The organism is Micromonospora sp. NPDC048947, from assembly GCF_040649495.1.
In the GTDB taxonomy this organism is placed as follows: Bacteria; Actinomycetota; Actinomycetes; order Mycobacteriales; family Micromonosporaceae; genus Micromonospora; species Micromonospora alfalfae.
In genome coordinates this window covers 148,452-163,763 of the sequence record NZ_JBEZFO010000009.1, presented here as the reverse complement: position 1 = coordinate 163,763, position 15,312 = coordinate 148,452, and the positions used below count along the sequence as shown (strand labels likewise).

At 72.5% G+C, this 15,312-nt stretch carries 16 protein-coding genes; 4 read left to right on the top strand and 12 right to left on the bottom strand.

From position 1 onward, the window contains the following. Positions 1–41 precede the first annotated feature (41 nt). The 5 genes from AB0B98_RS15530 to AB0B98_RS15510 form a co-directional block, all read right to left on the bottom strand. Positions 42–938: a septum formation family protein gene (locus tag AB0B98_RS15530; RefSeq protein WP_357363197.1), complete on the bottom strand. Its 897-nt coding sequence runs from the start codon at positions 936–938 to the stop codon at positions 42–44. A gap of 96 nt (positions 939–1,034) precedes the next feature. Next, the gene (gene panD / locus AB0B98_RS15525; protein WP_357363195.1) at positions 1,035–1,463 is read right to left on the bottom strand and encodes an aspartate 1-decarboxylase; all 429 of its coding nucleotides are present in this window, start codon (positions 1,461–1,463) and stop codon (positions 1,035–1,037) included. Between the two features lie 45 nt (positions 1,464–1,508). Beyond that, positions 1,509–2,357: a pantoate--beta-alanine ligase gene (gene panC, locus AB0B98_RS15520; RefSeq protein ID WP_357363193.1), complete on the bottom strand. Its 849-nt coding sequence runs from the start codon at positions 2,355–2,357 to the stop codon at positions 1,509–1,511. 55 nt (positions 2,358–2,412) lie between these two features. Continuing rightward, positions 2,413–3,387, bottom strand: a complete 975-nt coding sequence (locus AB0B98_RS15515; protein ID WP_357363191.1) for a Rossmann-like and DUF2520 domain-containing protein — start codon at positions 3,385–3,387, stop codon at positions 2,413–2,415. A 111-nt stretch (positions 3,388–3,498) separates the two neighbouring features. Next, positions 3,499–4,074 (bottom strand): TetR family transcriptional regulator, encoded by a 576-nt coding sequence (locus AB0B98_RS15510; RefSeq protein ID WP_357363190.1) that lies wholly within the window; start codon positions 4,072–4,074, stop codon positions 3,499–3,501. Positions 4,075–4,192: 118 nt separating this feature from the next. Between AB0B98_RS15510 and AB0B98_RS15505 the strand changes: the two genes are divergently transcribed. The 3 genes from AB0B98_RS15505 to AB0B98_RS15495 all read left to right on the top strand — a co-directional run bounded on the left by AB0B98_RS15505 (position 4,193) and on the right by AB0B98_RS15495 (position 7,663). Further along, entirely contained in the window at positions 4,193–5,104 is a 912-nt protein-coding gene (locus tag AB0B98_RS15505; RefSeq protein ID WP_357363188.1) for an SDR family oxidoreductase, read from the top strand. Positions 5,105–5,198: 94 nt separating this feature from the next. Then, positions 5,199–6,479 carry an SAM-dependent methyltransferase gene (locus AB0B98_RS15500; RefSeq protein ID WP_357363187.1) on the top strand — a complete coding sequence of 427 codons (1,281 nt, stop codon included), beginning with the start codon at positions 5,199–5,201 and terminating at the stop codon, positions 6,477–6,479. Continuing rightward, entirely contained in the window at positions 6,476–7,663 is a 1,188-nt protein-coding gene (locus AB0B98_RS15495; protein WP_357284881.1) for an NADH-quinone oxidoreductase subunit D, read from the top strand. The genes AB0B98_RS15500 and AB0B98_RS15495 overlap by 4 nt, the downstream gene beginning before the upstream one ends. 19 nt (positions 7,664–7,682) lie before the next feature. On the opposite strand, the gene AB0B98_RS15490 is transcribed toward AB0B98_RS15495, so the two are convergent. From AB0B98_RS15490 to AB0B98_RS15475, 4 genes are all read right to left on the bottom strand, one after another. Beyond that, a complete protein-coding gene (locus AB0B98_RS15490) occupies positions 7,683–9,347 on the bottom strand; it encodes a hypothetical protein (protein WP_357363185.1) in 1,665 nt (554 codons plus the stop codon). A gap of 110 nt (positions 9,348–9,457) precedes the next feature. Then, on the bottom strand, positions 9,458–10,462 hold the full coding sequence (locus AB0B98_RS15485) for a glycine betaine ABC transporter substrate-binding protein (RefSeq protein WP_238667215.1): 1,005 nt from the start codon (positions 10,460–10,462) through the stop codon (positions 9,458–9,460). 200 nt (positions 10,463–10,662) lie between these two features. After that, the gene (locus AB0B98_RS15480; RefSeq protein WP_210780819.1) at positions 10,663–11,403 is read right to left on the bottom strand and encodes an ABC transporter permease; all 741 of its coding nucleotides are present in this window, start codon (positions 11,401–11,403) and stop codon (positions 10,663–10,665) included. Continuing rightward, entirely contained in the window at positions 11,400–12,086 is a 687-nt protein-coding gene (locus AB0B98_RS15475; RefSeq protein WP_091403225.1) for an ABC transporter permease, read from the bottom strand. The genes AB0B98_RS15480 and AB0B98_RS15475 overlap by 4 nt, the downstream gene beginning before the upstream one ends. Positions 12,087–12,115: 29 nt before the next feature. On the opposite strand from AB0B98_RS15475, the gene AB0B98_RS15470 reads away from it, so the two are divergent. Beyond that, complete coding sequence (locus AB0B98_RS15470; protein ID WP_357363184.1) at positions 12,116–13,093, top strand: ATP-binding cassette domain-containing protein; 978 nt, start codon at positions 12,116–12,118, stop codon at positions 13,091–13,093. Positions 13,094–13,144: 51 nt separating this feature from the next. On the opposite strand, the gene AB0B98_RS15465 is transcribed toward AB0B98_RS15470, so the two are convergent. Genes AB0B98_RS15465 through AB0B98_RS15455 form a run of 3 tightly spaced genes read right to left on the bottom strand, consistent with a single transcriptional unit; the run spans position 13,145 to position 15,278 of the window. Further along, the gene (locus tag AB0B98_RS15465) at positions 13,145–13,648 is read right to left on the bottom strand and encodes a hypothetical protein (protein WP_238667315.1); all 504 of its coding nucleotides are present in this window, start codon (positions 13,646–13,648) and stop codon (positions 13,145–13,147) included. Between the two features lie 53 nt (positions 13,649–13,701). Next, on the bottom strand, positions 13,702–14,010 hold the full coding sequence (locus tag AB0B98_RS15460; RefSeq protein WP_091403607.1) for a hypothetical protein: 309 nt from the start codon (positions 14,008–14,010) through the stop codon (positions 13,702–13,704). Positions 14,011–14,063: 53 nt separating this feature from the next. Beyond that, positions 14,064–15,278, bottom strand: coding sequence for an ABC transporter permease (locus AB0B98_RS15455; RefSeq protein ID WP_357363182.1), 1,215 nt, complete (start codon positions 15,276–15,278; stop codon positions 14,064–14,066). Positions 15,279–15,312: the final 34 nt, after the last annotated feature.

Sequence of the window (15,312 nt, the reverse complement as noted above, 5' to 3'; positions counted from 1 at the left end):
CGTCCGGCGCGCTCCGCGCCGCGCCGACAGTCAGGCAGTGGTCACTTCGTCCGGACCGGCAGACCAGCCGGGCCCGCGCCCTTCAACGAGGCGGTCACCGTACGGTCGCTGAGCCACAGGTAGCAGCGGACGCCCCGATCACCGACCCTCCAGCGCCCCGCACCCGGCGGACGGACCACCACACCGCTGCGGAAGCGCAGCGTGGCGTCGTCAGGTACGCCCACGTACCGGGCCAGGACGCTACGACAACCCTTGTAGAGCGGCAGCCAGTCGGCGTCCCGGGTCGGGTACGCCAGGTCCGGTGCGCGCCACACTCCGACGAACTCGGCGTTGTGCTGTTTGCCGCACTCCACCGGGGTCAGCGTCTGCACACCCCGGCCGGCGCCACCGCGGGTCTGCTGGCAGCCCAGGCGCAGCCCGGTGGGCCCCTTCAACGCGTCCCGCAGACTGCCCGACCGGACCACAACTGTGGCCGCCGCCTCGACGGTGGTCAGTTCGGTGAGGTCGCAGCGGAACCACCGGGAACCCGCCGCCCACCCCAGCCCGTTGGGCAGCGCCACTGACAGCCGCAGCCGGCCGGACCGCCAGTCGTCACCCACGTAGCCGGTCGCCCGGGTGTCGCACTCGGCGAACGCACCCCGCAGCTCGGCCGAACCACCCGCCGGAGCGGCCGTCCGCTCGGCCGGGAAAACCCCGACGTGCACGGTCTCCAAACGGTGCGGCCCGGCGCAGTCCACCGGCTCATAGTTGGCCAGGCTGACCAGATCGGTGAAGTCGGCGGCGTGACACACACCGGCGGCCGGGGTGAACGCCGACGGCGCGGGCAACGCCGCCCAGTCGTCGGTCAGATCACCGTCCAGGCCGCCGGACCCGGCGCAGCCCACCAGCAGCACTGCCGTCACGGCAGCGGCGAAGACTGTCGTCATGGCACGGCTCATCGCGGCCTCCCCCAGCCACCGACCGGCTTCCGCCAGCGCGCCCAGGGTAACCGGAAATGACCTTCCGGTAACAGACCGGAATCGCGGTACGCGGGATCAGACTCCGGACACTGCCAACGGGCTGGGCACCGGGCTACCGGCGGTGCCGGGCGCCGCCGCAGCCGGGTCGGCACCCAACTCGATCACCCGGTTGTCGGCGTCGACGTGCACGACCCGTGGCCGGTAGGTACGGGCCTCGGCGTCGTCCATCTGCCCGTACGAGATCAGGATGACCAGGTCACCCGGATGCACAAGGTGCGCGGCGGCGCCGTTGATGCCGATCACGCCGCTGCCCCGCTCGCCCGGGATCACGTACGTCTCCAGTCGGGCGCCGTTGGTGATGTCCACGATCGCCACCTGCTCGCCGGGGAGCAGGTCAGCGGCGTCGAGCAGATCCTCGTCCACAGTCACCGAACCGACGTAGTGCAGGTCGGCCTGGGTCACAGTGGCTCGGTGGATCTTCGACTTGAGCATGGTCCGCAACATCGCAGTGGCCTTTCGCGGGTATCGGTGGAGGGTGGTACGGCCGGGTCAGGGGCGCGGAGCGAGGTGGATCGCCGCGTTGTCGATCAACCGGGTGGCACCCACCCAGGCGGCGATCACCAGCCGAGCCGGCCCAGCCACCGGCCCCGGTTCCAACTCGGGATCGGTGAGCACCAGGTAGTCGAGGCGGGCACCGGGCGTACCGGCTCCGAACGCGGCGTGCGCGGCGGTCAGCACCGCGCCCGCGTCCAGCCCGTCGTCGGCGGCTTGTGCGCCGGCCCGCAGCGCCGCGGACAGACTCAGCGCGGCGGCCCGCTCCGGCTCACTCAGGTAACGGTTGCGGCTGGAGAGGGCCAGCCCATCCGGCTCCCGGACGGTCGGTACGCCGACCACCTCGACCGGCACGTCCAGGTCGCGGGTCATCCGCCGGACCAGGGTGAGCTGCTGGTAGTCCTTCTCACCGAAGAACGCCAGGTCCGGCCGGGTGAGCTGGAGCAGCTTCAGCACCACGGTGAGCACCCCGTGAAAGAAGCCGGGGCGGCTCGCCCCCTCCAGCTCGGCGCCGAGCGGGCCCGGATCGAGGCGTACGCGGGGTTGCCCCTCCGGGTACATGTCCGCCACCGACGGGGCGAAGACCAGATCGGCGCCCGCCCGCCGGCACACCTCCAGGTCGGCGTCGAGGGTGCGCGGGTACCTGTCGAAGTCCTCGTTCGGCCCGAACTGCAACGGGTTCACGAAGACCGTAACCACCACGTGGTCGGCCTGTTCCCGGGCCGCCCGCAGCAACGTCTCGTGCCCGGAGTGCAGCGCACCCATCGTCATCACCACCCCGACGGTGCCCTTCAGCCCGGCCCGGGCCTCGGCCAACTCGGCGCGCGTGTGCACCACCTGGGTCACGGCGACACCTCGGTTCGCGACTGCGGGGCTCGCAGAATCGGCTCACTCCTCATGCTCACGCGGCCACCTCCCGACCGCTGTCGGCCAGTACGCCGAGCAGCGACTGCGCGTCCACCGGCCGCAGCCGGCCGGCGGCGATCGCCCGGTCGGCGGTACGACGGGCCAACGCCAGGTACGCGGGGACGGATTCCGGTGCGGTGGCCGCCAACCGGGCGAGGTGCCGCTGCACGGTGCCCGCGTCGCCGCGGGAGACCGGCCCGGTCAACGCGTCGTCGCCGAGCCGCAGCGCGTTCTCCAGGGCGGCCCGCAGCAGCGGGGCGAGGACCTTCTCCGGCCGGGACACCCCGGCGTCCCGCAACCGGTCGGTCGCCTCGTTGACCAGGGTCACCAGGTGGTTCGCGCCGTGGGCCAGCGCGGCGTGGTAGAGCGGACGATCCGACTCGGCCACCCACTCGGGCACGCCACCGAGATCGGCTACCAGCCGGGCCGCCAGCGGGCGCAACTCGGCCGGGGCTGTCACCCCGTACGAGATGCCGTCCAGCCGGGCCAGGTCGTCCGGCGTACCGGTGAAGGTCATCGCGGGGTGCAGGGCGAGCGGCCGGGCGCCGGCCGCGACGGCCGGCCCCAACACGGAAAGGCCGTGCGCTCCCGAGGTGTGCGCGACGATCTGGCCCGGGTGCAGCGCGCCCTGCTCGGCGAGGCCGGTCACCACACCGGCCAGCCTGTCGTCCGGCACGGCGATCAGCAGCAGGTCGGCGGCGGCGTCGGCCACGGCGGCGACCGGGCGGCGAGGCACCTCGGGCAACAGCAGGGCGAGGCGGGCGCGGCTGGCTCCGGAGCTGCCGGAGACGGCAACCACCCGGTGCCCGGCGGCGGCGAGCGCGGCGCCCAGCACGGCGCCGACCCGACCGGCGCCAACGACACCGACGGTGAGCAGACGGGAGGTGGCGCGGGCGCCGGGAACGGCGCTATCCCACGAGGCGGCGGGCCCGGGTGGGCCGGCCGGACGCGGGCGCAACGGTGCGCTCATGACGATGATCCAGTCCTCGAGAAGGGGTACCGGTCGATCGCAAGTATGCGCCCGGCCCGCCGAACCGGGACAAGCATGTGTGAAAACCTTCACCACCGACGAGACGGCTCGTCAGGGCGTTTCGGTCGGGGCCGACGTGATGGCGCGTAGCTCGGCGGCCACCTCAGCGATCAGGTTGCTGAGCGGGGCGTCGCTGTCGGGCGCTACCCAGCGGGCGTACGCGACCCGGAAGACCGTGGCACCCGACTCGGTGGCCAGGGTGGCAGTGGTCTCGTCGAGGCCCCTGGCGCGCAGGGCGGCGGTGACGGCGGCCACCAGTGAGCCCGTCTTGCGCAGTTCACGCTCCTGTAGCTCCGGGCTGCTCTCGATGATGGCCTGCCGCGCTCGGACCAGCTCCAGGCGGTCGGCGAAGATCTCCTCCGCCACCAGGCGGAAGGCGGCGACGACCGCCTCGAAGGGGCCGGCGTCGGTCTCGGTCACCGAGCGGACCAGGAGTTCCTCCAGGTGCCCGTTGCCGCTGAAGAGCGCCTCGCGCTTGTCGCCGAAGAGTCGGTAGAAGGTGCGTTTGTCGAGGCCGGCACGGGCGGCGATGTCCGCGACAGTGGTCTGTTCGAAGCCGCGCTTGCGGAACAATTCGAAGGCGGCCGCCTCCAGGCGGCCGCGTGCGTCAGGTTGCCAGCGAGCCATGCGGCGATGGTATCCGATGTCACACCGCGACATTAATTCGTTCCACATGTCGCGGTGTGACATCACGCGAGCTACGGTTATGTCGCAAGGTGACATCGGCACTCACGAAGGAACCACAATGCGCGTATTCGTCACTGGCGCCTCCGGCCACCTCGGCTTCGCGGTCGTCCCGGAACTGCTCTCCGCCGGGCACGAGGTCGTCGGCCTCGCCCGCTCCGACACGTCCGCCGCCGCCATCGAGAAGCTCGGTGCTCAGGCACACCGCGGCGACCTGTCCGACCTCGATGTGCTCCGGGACGAGGCAGCCGCCGCCGACGGAGTCATCCACCTGGCGTTCCGCCACGACCTCATGATCAACGGCGACCTGGCCGGCGCCGCCAGAGCTGACCTGGACGCCCTCACGGCACTCGCCGACGGCCTGGCCGGCTCCGGCAAGCCCCTGGTCGGCACCGGCGGAACGGCCATGCTCGTGATGGGCGGCATCGTCGGCCGCCCCGGCACCGAACGCGACACCTTCCCGTCCGGCGGCTACCGGATCGACGCGGAGAACTTCGTGGCCGGCCTCGCCTCCCGCGGCGTGCGCTCCTCCATCGTCCGGCTCGCGCCCACAGTGCACAGTTCACTCGACCACTACGGCTTCATCACCGCCATCATCGCCGCGGCCCGCCGCAAGGGGTACGCCGCCTACGTCGGCGACGGCAGCAACCGGTGGCCGGCCGTACACACGCTCGACGCGGCAGTGCTCTACCGACTCGCCCTCGAAAAAGCCCCAGCCGGTACGCGCCTGCACGGAGCCGCCGACGAGGGCGTCCCCTTCCAGCAGATCGCGGCAGCCATCGGCGACAACCTCGGCATCCCGGTCCGAAGCATCAGCCCCGCCGAGGCCAACGACCACTTCGGCTTTCTCGGGTCGTTCGCACAGATGGACAACCCCACGTCGTCCGCCATCACCCGCGAACTGCTGGGCTGGACTCCGACCCACCCCGGCCTGATCGCGGACCTGCACGAAGGGCATTACTTCCAAGCCTGAACCACGAAGCCGACCCGCCGGGGACGGAAGTCATCGCCGGGTCGGATGCCCGTAGGGTCGGCACGGTGACACCTCGTGAACCCGGAGTGGACTGATGTCGATCCCGTGGCGAGACGCGATGAGCCACGCCCTCTACGGGCCGGACGGCTTCTTCGTGGCCGGCAGCGGGCCGGCCGATCACTTCCGGACCAGCGTGCACGCGTCCCCGGCCTTCGCCACCGCGCTGCTGCGCCTGATCTCGGACGTGGATTCCGCTCTCGGCTACCCGGCGCGGCTCGACGTGGTCGACGTCGGGGCTGGGCGGGGGGAGCTGCTGCGTTCTCTCGTCGGGTGCGCGGTGGGGGTTTCCGGGGAGCCCGCCCACTCCGGGCGGTCAGGCTTGATCCCTCCGTGGTCGGGCTCCCCGGAAACCCTGACTCCCACGGCCTCCGCCCGTTCGTTTGGCGAGGAGCCGTCGTCCGGCACGGGCCGTCCGTCGCTCGCGGAGCGGGTCCGCTTCACAGCAGTCGAGTACGCCCACCGCCCCGAGAACCTGCCCGAAGAAATCAACTGGGTGTCTGAGATCCCCGACGAGATCACCGGACTGTTGATCGCTACCGAATGGCTGGACAACGTCCCACTCGACGTGGCGGTGCACACCGCCGATGGCTGGCGATATGTGCTGGTCGACCCCGACAGCGGCGTGGAGACGGTTGGCGAGTTGGTCAAAGCTGCTGATCTTGATTGGCTGACCACCTGGTGGCCCGGTCCCGCGAGCCCTCGCGGTGCGGACCGTGACCTGACCGGTGGTTCAACCTCTACCGATGCGATCACCGGAAGCGGGTCGGGTTTCGGGGCAGCCCGGCCGGCGCAGGGATCAAGCCTGACCGCCCGGAGCCGGCCGGGCTGCCCCGAAACCCCCAACAGTGACTACCGACGAGCCGAGATCGGCCGAAGCAGAGATGAGGCCTGGGCCAACGCGGTCCGGAAGATCAGCCGAGGGCTCGCCGTTGCCGTTGACTACGGGCACCTACGCGACGAAAGGCCCGTGGACGGGACGTTGACCGGGTATCGGGGTGGGCGGCAGGTGCCTCCGGTGCCGGACGGGTCGAGTGACGTCACAGCGCACGTGGCAATGGACTCGGTCGCCTCCGCCGGTGCGGCGGTCGCCCGGTGCGCGTACTCCCTGCTGTTGCAGCGGGAGGCGCTGCGGGCGCTCGGGGCCGACGGCGGGCGACCACCGCTCAGCCTGGCCGGCACCGACCCGGTCGGCTACGTGCGGGCGCTGGCCGCCGCGTCGGCGGTGGCCGAGCTGACCGACCCGGCCGGGCTCGGCGGGCACTGGTGGTTACGCCAGCCGGTCGGCATCCCGCTCGGGCCGGCCGTGGCACGATGACGGGCATGACCACCGACGCCGGGGCCCTCCGTGAACTGACCGTCGGCACCGGGGCCGGGCTGATCGCCGGCACCGGTGATCAGCAGCTCGGCACCGACATGGTGCTGAACATCGGCCCGCAGCACCCCTCCACCCACGGTGTGCTGCGGTTGAAGCTGGTGCTCGACGGCGAGCGGGTGGTCGCCTGTGAACCGATCGTCGGTTACATGCACCGGGGCGCTGAGAAGCTCTTCGAGGTGCGTGACTACCGGCAGATCATCGTGCTGGCCAACCGGCACGACTGGCTCTCGGCGTTCTCCAACGAGCTGGGCGTGGTGCTCGCTGTGGAACGCCTGATGGGCATGGAGGTGCCGGAGCGGGCCACCTGGCTGCGGATGGCCCTCGCGGAGCTGAACCGGGTGCTCAACCACCTGATGTTCCTCGGCTCGTACCCGTTGGAGATCGGGGCGATCACACCGATCTTCTACGCCTTCCGGGAACGCGAGACCATCCAGGCGGTGATGGAGGAGGTCTCCGGTGGCCGGATCCACTACATGTTCAACCGGGTGGGCGGCCTCAAGGAGGAGGTGCCGTACGGGTGGACCGGGCGGGCCCGCGCGGCCATCGGCGAGGTACGCCGCCGGTTGCCCGACCTGGACCACCTGATCCGGCGTAACGAGATCTTCCTGGCCCGCACCGTCGGCGTGGGCGTGCTGTCCGCAGCGGACGCCGCCGCGTTCGGCGCGTCCGGCCCGGTGGCCAGGGCCTCGGGGCTCGACCTGGACCTGCGCCGCGACGACCCCTACCTGGCCTACGACGAGCTGGACGTTCCGGTGGTCACCAAGACCGCCGGGGACTGCCACGCCCGTTTCGAGGTGCTGCTCGACCAGGTGTACGCGTCACTGGACCTCGCCGAGCAGTGCCTCGACCGGGTGGACCGGCTGACCGGGCCGATCAACACCCGGCTGCCGAAGGTGCTCAAGGCGCCGGAGGGGCACACGTACGCCTGGACGGAGAACCCGCTAGGCATCAACGGCTACTACCTGGTGTCGCGGGGTGAGAAGACGCCGTGGCGGTTGAAGCTGCGCACCGCCTCGTACGCGAACGTGCAGGCGTTGGCAACCCTGCTCCCCGGCTGCCTGGTCCCGGATCTGATCGCGATCCTCGGCTCGATGTTCTTCGTGGTCGGCGACATCGACAAGTGAGCCCGGGCCGCCTGACCGGTCACCGCCAGCGGTCGGTGGGTGGCGCGCCGCCGGCACGCGGTACGTCGTCCTGCGGCGGGTAGCCGTAGCGCTCGTCGACCCGCCGCCGGCCGGTCCGTTCCGGGGCGGGTTCCGCCTGGTGGCCGCGTTGGCGCGGTGGACGCCACTCGTCCGGCACCGGCACCCCGCCCACCGGCAGCGCGGGCCTTCCCGGCTCGGCCCGCCGACCACTGTCGTGGCGGCGCGGTTCTTCATACCGGCCGGCGTCCTCGTAGCGGCCGGCGTCCTCGTGACGGCGCGGCTCCTCGGGACGGCGCGGCTCCTCGTAGCGGTGCGGCTCCTCGTAGCGGCCGGCGTCCTCGTGACGGCGCGGCTCCTCGTAGCGGGCGGCGGCCCAGCGGTCGGCCACCCGGTACTCGGTGCCGGTGGCGTCGGCGTGCACCTCGGCCCGACGTTCGCCGACCCGCAACTCGCGACCGTTCTCGTCGTCGCGGACGGCGGCCCACCGGTCACCGGCCCGCAGCTGCGACCAGTACTCGCCGGTGTCGTCGGCCCGCAGCGGCGGCCCGGCCTGTGGTGCCTGGACGCCTGCCCGGTCGCGCTGCTCCGACCAGCCCCGATCGTCCGGGCTGTCCCAGGATTCCGCCGGCCTCTCCGGGGTGCGGTGTGACCGGGCTGCCGGGGCTGGCTCGTCGGGCTGGGCGTACGCGTCGCGCCGGTCGGTCCACTCCGGCTCGTCGCGGCGGCCCGTCCAACCCGGCTCGTCGCCGTACCCGGCTCTGGGGTGCTGCTCCGGCTCGCTCCGCGCCCGGCCGGACGGGCGCGGGGGCTGATCGGCGTCGCCGCCCCGGGTCCACTCCTGTGCGGGTGGCGTCCACTGACCGGCGTACCCGCCGCCGTAGCGACCGGGCGGCTCGGCCGGGCCGCCGTCCACCACTGTGTGCCGGGTGGTGACGTGCACGGTCTCGGTGTGTCGGACCACGCCAGCCGGCCGGTGCGCCGCCTCGGGGCGGTCGTGCTCCCGGGGGCGGGCTGAGCCGTACGCGGTGCCGGCCGACCGTTCCCCGCCGTACATCCCGGCGGCGGCCGGCGGCTCGGGGGTTTCCCGGGCGTACGCCGGCTCGTCGTCCTGGTGCTCGGGGCGCCCCCACCGGGGCGCGTCGTCGGGGCCGGACACCCGGGCGCGGCCGGCCTGCGCGTCGCCCCGGTTACGGGCCACCGGTGTGTCGTCCGCCGGCGGCTCGACGGCAGCCACCCGCGCCCGTCCGGCACCCGCCTGGTCGACTGCTGGGGCGGCACCGGCGAGGGCGGCGCCACTGGCGTCGAGACGGCGGCGCACCGCGGCGATCCCCTCCTGGGCCCGTTGGGCCTGGTCGAGCGCCTGGTTACCGCGCTGGGCGGCGGCCACGATCTCGCCGCGCAACTCCCGACGCAGCTCCTCGATCTCGTCCAGCAACTCGTCGGTCCGCGCCGAGGCGCCTTCGCCGTCGGGACGCAACGCGATGGAGAGGCCGATCAGCACCACAGCGAGGATGGCGAGCACCGCGGCGAACCGCAACGGGCCGTTGCCGTCGGCCACCAGCAGAATCAGCGCCGCCACCGGCGCGAGAGCGACGCCGGCCCAGAAGAGCATGGTCAGCAGCGGTGGTTGACGCCGGGCGTCGGAGGTGGCCGGGGCTGGCATGGATGTGCAGCCTACCCACGATATCCACCGGAGGGAACGGGGTCCCCGGGACGCGCGAACGCCCCCGCCCGGTCGGGGGCGAGGGCGTCCGCGGCACGTGCGGAAAGCGCTCAGCTGGTGGCGAAGGCGCCATCCGAGGAGAAGATCAGACCCACGCTGATCGAGCCGTCGCGCAGCCCGCTCTTGGTCAGCGGCCCGCCCTGGTCGAGGGAGGAGAACTTGCCGAACGACAGCCCGTAGGTCTTCTCCAGGCCCGGCTTGCAGAAGGGACGCTGCTCGCACTCCGGCGGGCCACCCAGCACAGTCGCGCTGCCGGAGCACTTCGCCGCCAGCTCGGAGAGGGTCCGCACGCCGTACTTGTCGGCGAAGGCCTGGGTCACCGCGAAGGCGTTCTGGTCCTGTGCGGCGGCCGGGGTGCCGAAGGTGAGGCCGGCCTTGTCGCCCTCGGCCTTCAGCGCGGTCACCGTCGTGTTGATGTCCGGCGAGGAGACCGGCTGGGCGTTCTGGCCGTTGGCCTTGGTGTTGAGGAACTCGGCCATTGTGGCCGCGTACTCCGGGACGACCTGGATCTCGCCCTTCTCCAGGGCCGGCGCGTAGAGCTCCCGGTTGCCGATCTGCTGCACCTTGACCTGGTAGCCGGCGGCGGTGAGCGCGATCCGGTACAGCTCGCCCAGGATCTGACTCTCGGCGAAGTTGCCGGCACCCACCGTGATGTCGCCTCCCGGGCCCTTGGCGATGCCCGCGGTGAGGTTGTTGGCGCTGGCGAACTCCTCGGCCGCCACCTTGGGGGTCTTGCGGTCCTCGTTGACGGCCTTGTTGAGCTGGATCAGCTTCGGAGTGTCGAGCGTGGCGGAGACCTTGTCCAGTGCGGCGATCAGCTGCGGGTTGGCCGCCTTGCTGTTGACCGCGGGAATGACGTTGTCGGAGTTCTGGAGCTTCTTGTCGTCCTGCAGAGCGATGAGCTGCTGGCCGGCGACCGGGGCGCACCCGGCGCCGGAGGCGCTCGTCTGGGGTGCGTCGGTGCCGGACGAGCCGGCGTCACCGCAGCCGGTGAGGAGTGCTGCCCCGGCGACGGCGCTGACCGCCCCGATCGCCAGACGTGTACGTGCGCGCATGTGCCCGCCTTCCGTGTCCCGGCGCGGCCCGTCCCGGGCCGGCCGCGTGTCCGACGGGCGATCCTGACTGTCGGCCGCCCGCGAATGTCCACCCAACATGCTCCGGAACCGACCGACAACTTGGGATGGACTTCGTCACCCCATCGTCACCGATTTGACGGGCGTGGGTCGCCAGCTCGACGCGGGCTCACCCGGACGGGTCAGGCGCTGCCGGTGGCGTCGGCGGCCCGGGGCCGCCCGAGGCGCTGCCGCCCGCGCCGCAGCGGCTTGGGGGTGACAAGCCGTTCGACGCCGCCGAGGACCACCTCGGCCAGCAACGCGAGCCCGGCCACCAGCACACCACCGGCGACGATCTGTCCGCCGCCGGCCGCGATACCGATGCCGAAGCCGGTCCGGATGATCTGGCCCAGGCCGCCGCCGTTGACGAAGGAGGCCAGCGCCGCTGTCGCGATCACCTGGACCGCCGCGGTACGGAACCCGGCGGCCAGGTAGGGCACCGCGAGCGGCAACTCCACGCGGCGCAGCAGTTGCCCGCCGGATAGGCCCATCCCCCGGGCCGCGTCGCGGGCCTCCGGGTCCACCTGACGCACCCCGGTGTACGCGTTGGCCAGCAGCGGCGGCACGGCGAAGACAGCCAGTGCCACCACCACCGGTGTCTTCCCGAAGCCGCTGGCGAAGACGACCGGGAGGATGGTCAGCAGCGCCAGGGTGGGGATGGCCAGGGTGGCGTTGGAGATCAGCACCACGAGGCCGCCACCTCGACCGAGGTGCCCCAACCAGAGCCCGAGCGGCCAGGCCACCAGGCAGCCGAGCGCCACCGCCAGGGCCGAGATCGTCAGGTGCTCGCCGAGCCGGTCCAGCATGCCGCCGGGGTTGGTCCAGTTCAGTGGGTCGTTGATCCAGGTGATGGCCTGCCCGATCGGGTTTTCCGCCACGGTCACCGTGCCCTCCGGGTGGACCAGGGAGTCACCAGTCGGGCGACCAGGATGAGCAGCAGGTCGAGCACGACGGCGAGCGCCACGCAGAGCAGTGCGGCCGTCATGATCTCGGCCTTGTAGAGGTTGTTCTGGAAGCCCGCGAAGATCAACTGACCGAGCCCGCCGTGCCCGACCAGCACCCCGACAGTGACCAACGCCACCGTCGAGACCGTCGCCAGCCGTACGCCGGTCACGATGCCCGGCAGCGCCAGCGGCAGGTCGATCCGGAACAGCCGCCTCCAGCGACCGTAACCCATGCCCTCGGCGGCCTCCCGAACCTCCGGAGGCACCTGGTTGAGACCGGCCACCACGTTGCGCACGATCAGCAGCAACGCGTAGAGGACCAGCCCGACCAGCACAGTGGTCGCACCGGTGCCCAGGTAGGGGGCGATGAACGCGAAGAGCGCCAACGACGGGATTGTGTAGACCACCCCGCTGACGGCGAGGATCGGACCGGCAAGCGGACGGACCCAGTACGCCAGCACTGACAACGGCAGGGCGATCAGCACCGCGATCAGCACCGCTCGCCCGGTGAGGGAGGCGTGTTCGCGCACCGCGGCGAGGATCGTGTCAGAGTTGTCCCGCACGTACTGCCAGGAGAACCAGGGGTTACCCGGGTCGGCCCGGTAGCTCAGGCGGAAGGACATACGTGGACGTTACCCCGGAGGCTGCCGGCGTGGCCCAATCCCCTCGCGCGGCGTCGATCTCCCTGGAGGGCATCCAGAAGCGCTACCCGAACGGCACCGAAGCTGTCCGGGACCTCAGCCTGGAGGTCCGGGCCGGCGAGCTGGTGGTGCTGATCGGCCCGTCCGGCTGCGGCAAGTCGACGGTGCTGCGGATGATCAATCGCCTGATCGAACCGACCGCCGGTCGCATCACGCTCGGCGACGAGGACGTCACGAATGTCGACCCGGTGCGACTGCGCCGTCGAATCGGGTACGTGATCCAGAACGTCGGTCTCTTTCCACACCAGACCGTGCGGGCCAACGTGGCCACCGTGCCGGGCCTGCTCCGCTGGCCCAAGAGCCAGACCCGGGCCCGGGTCGACGAGCTGCTCGACCTGGTCGGACTGGACCCGGCGGAGTTCGGCGGTCGCTACCCGCACGAGCTGTCGGGTGGCCAGCGGCAGCGGGTCGGGGTGGCCCGGGCGCTCGCCGCCGACCCGGTGGTGCTGTTGATGGACGAGCCGTTCTCGGCCGTCGACCCGATCGTCCGGGCCCGCCTCCAGGAGGAGTTCCTGCGCCTCCAGGCCGAGGTACGCAAGACGATCGTGCTGGTCACCCACGACCTCGACGAGGCCGTCCGACTCGGTGACCGGATCGCTGTCCTCTCCGAGGGCGGGCACCTGGAGCAGTACGACACCCCGGCCGCGCTGCTCGGCGCACCCGCCACCGCGTTCGTACGCGAGTTCGTCGGCGCCGACCGCGGCATCCGCCGGTTGGCGGTCACCCCGCTCGACCGGGCGACCCTGGAGCCGGTGCCCGAGGACGCCGCACCGGACCTGCCCACCGTCGCCGTGGACGGCTCGGCGTACGACGCGTTGGCGGTCCTGCTCACCTCGGGCCGGGACCGGCTCCTGGTGACCGACGCCGGCCGGCCGGTGGGCGCGTTGAGCCGACAGCGCCTCCTCGACCTCGGCCGCCCGAGCAGCTGACCCGCGTTCGGGGCAGGCACGACCGTCGCGTCTGACCCCGCCTCGGCCAGGTCAGGCGCGACCGCCCAGGCTGGCGATGCCGATGATCCACCCGGTGAGGAAGCCGTAACCGGCACCGGTGCTGGCGTCCTGCAGTGCCCCCAGGAGCGACGGCGCGGGGCCGAGCAGCGCCGCCAGCACTGCGGCCAGCCCGCCAGCCAGCACGTACGCGGCCCAACCGGAGAAGAACTGGCTGACCGGGCCGGGCACCCGGGCGACCTGGGCCGCGGGCAACAGGTAGAGCAGCGCCACAGCGAGGACCACCAGCAGCACGGCTCGCAGGTCGGCGGCGAACAACCCGCCGGCCTGCCCGTCCGCGTCGAGCCGCCAGGCCGGCCAGGCGAGCAGGCGCGCGTAGAAGGCCCCGGCCGACTCCGGGTCGGTGAGGGTGACGGCCCAGCCGGTGTACGCCGGACTGCCGCAGATGCCGACCAGCAGCAACACGGCGAGCGCGCCGGTGCCGGCGGCCGTGCCGTAGCGGCTGACCGGGCCGGAACGGTTGACGAGCGACGCGATCCGCCCAGACCCCGAACCGGTGGCTCGGGTGGACCTGGGCTGCCCCGAGCGGCTCAGTGCTTCATCAGGTAGTCGATGAAGGCGGCCCGCAGCAGCGGCGCCGACTCCTCGTAGCCGTGACCGGTCAGCTCCCGCCACAGCGCGTTGGCCTCGTCGATCGTCGGGCCGATCGAGTTCGGGGCGCCATCCAGCACCGTGGCCTCGTCCGCGTTCGGCAGGTGGCGCAGCACCGACCAGAAGAAGCCCACGTCCCGGTGCTCCCGGGCCCGGGCGAACGCCCGCTCCCGCAGCTCCTCGGTGGACAGCGCGTCAAGCTCCTCGAACGAGGTTCCGCCCGGGGTGGCGGCAGGTGAGTCGGTCATGTCGCCGAGCCTAACTGTCGAGATCAGCTCCGGCTCGGCGGACGCGACGCGGCTCACCGCTCATCGGTGTCCCACCGTCGCGGGCCGTCCTCCCACCGGGGATCCCGCCACGGGTCGACCGGTTGCGGCGCGGCCTGGGTCGGCAGCGTGGGAGGCCAGTTGTCGACGGACTGCGGCTGCGGTGTGGTCCAGCCCGAGCTGATCGTGCCGTCGCTGACCGGCTCGGGTCGCTCAGGGCCGCCCGGTCGAGGCCGCCCGAGCGTCTCGACCAGCCGGGTGGCCAGCAGCCCGACGCCGAGCGCGGCCCCGCCGACCGCCCAGTTGCTCAGCGTCCAGCCACGCTCCGGCGCGTACACCTGGAAGACAGTCACCAGGCCGACCGCCAGCAGCGTGCCGAACACCCCGCCCCGGCGGCCGTACGCGCTGGTGCCGGCGAGCAGGGCCACCCCGATGGCCAGCACCGTCCAGTCCAACCCCGAGGTGGGCGCCACCGGCCCGGGGTCGTTGGCGGCGAGCAGCACGCCGGCCAGAGCGGCCAGCACCGTGGAGACGACAAGCGCGACTGCGGTCACCACTGCGGCCACCGCGCCCCGCCGACGGGCCGGGTCGGCGATCGGTCGGTACCTGCCGACGAGCCTGCGGATCGCCCGGATAGCGCCGAACAGCCCGCCCAGGACGGCCACCGCGGCGAAGCCGGCGAAGAGGTAGCCGGCGCTGCTGGTGGGGTCGTAGTCGCCCTGCACCAGCACTGGCGCCGAGCGGCGTTCGATGTACACCACCACGGCGGCGGCGCCGGCCAGGCTGGCGGCCCAGCCTGGCACGTGCAGCACCACCACTGCCAGCGCCAACGCCAACCCACCCACCGCGGCGACCGCCACGGCCGGGCCGAGCGACGCCGGCAGGCCCCGGTCACCCTGCTCGGCGTAGTGCAGGGCGGCCGCCACCGCGATCGGGCCGACGGCCAGGTTCGGCGCGGACGTCCGCAGGCTCAGCCCTGCGGCCAGGGCGAGCAACCCCAGCCCGACCGCGTCGATCAGCAGCGTGCGCAGGTTGCCGTCGCGCACCGCGGCCGGATCCTCCCGCCAGAGCAGCCAGCTCACGGCGGCCAGCCCGGCCAGCAGCAGCAGCTCCCACCCCAGGTGTACGCCGATCCGGTCCCGGCCGGGCTCACCGTGGGCGGGATCGTCGAAGACGTTGTCCAGGACGGCGGCCGGCACCCCCGACGAGGGTTCGGCCGACCGGTCCCGGCCCGCTTCTTCGTACCCCATGACGCCGCCTCCCCAGTGGCCGGCCGTCCCCAGT

Coding starts and splice junctions, on each gene's coding strand:
- AB0B98_RS15530 (WP_357363197.1), bottom strand. CDS start 938: ATGAGCCGTGCCATGACGACAGTCTTCGCCGCTGCCGTGACGGCAGTG.
- AB0B98_RS15475 (WP_091403225.1), bottom strand. CDS start 12,086: ATGTCCTTCCGCCTGAGCTACCGGGCCGACCCGGGTAACCCCTGGTTC.
- AB0B98_RS15500 (WP_357363187.1), top strand. CDS start 5,199: ATGTCGATCCCGTGGCGAGACGCGATGAGCCACGCCCTCTACGGGCCG.
- AB0B98_RS15485 (WP_238667215.1), bottom strand. CDS start 10,462: ATGCGCGCACGTACACGTCTGGCGATCGGGGCGGTCAGCGCCGTCGCC.
- AB0B98_RS15490 (WP_357363185.1), bottom strand. CDS start 9,347: ATGCCAGCCCCGGCCACCTCCGACGCCCGGCGTCAACCACCGCTGCTG.
- panD (WP_357363195.1), bottom strand. CDS start 1,463: ATGTTGCGGACCATGCTCAAGTCGAAGATCCACCGAGCCACTGTGACC.
- AB0B98_RS15460 (WP_091403607.1), bottom strand. CDS start 14,010: ATGACCGACTCACCTGCCGCCACCCCGGGCGGAACCTCGTTCGAGGAG.
- AB0B98_RS15505 (WP_357363188.1), top strand. CDS start 4,193: ATGCGCGTATTCGTCACTGGCGCCTCCGGCCACCTCGGCTTCGCGGTC.
- AB0B98_RS15455 (WP_357363182.1), bottom strand. CDS start 15,278: ATGGGGTACGAAGAAGCGGGCCGGGACCGGTCGGCCGAACCCTCGTCG.
- AB0B98_RS15510 (WP_357363190.1), bottom strand. CDS start 4,074: ATGGCTCGCTGGCAACCTGACGCACGCGGCCGCCTGGAGGCGGCCGCC.
- AB0B98_RS15495 (WP_357284881.1), top strand. CDS start 6,476: ATGACGGGCATGACCACCGACGCCGGGGCCCTCCGTGAACTGACCGTC.
- AB0B98_RS15515 (WP_357363191.1), bottom strand. CDS start 3,387: ATGAGCGCACCGTTGCGCCCGCGTCCGGCCGGCCCACCCGGGCCCGCC.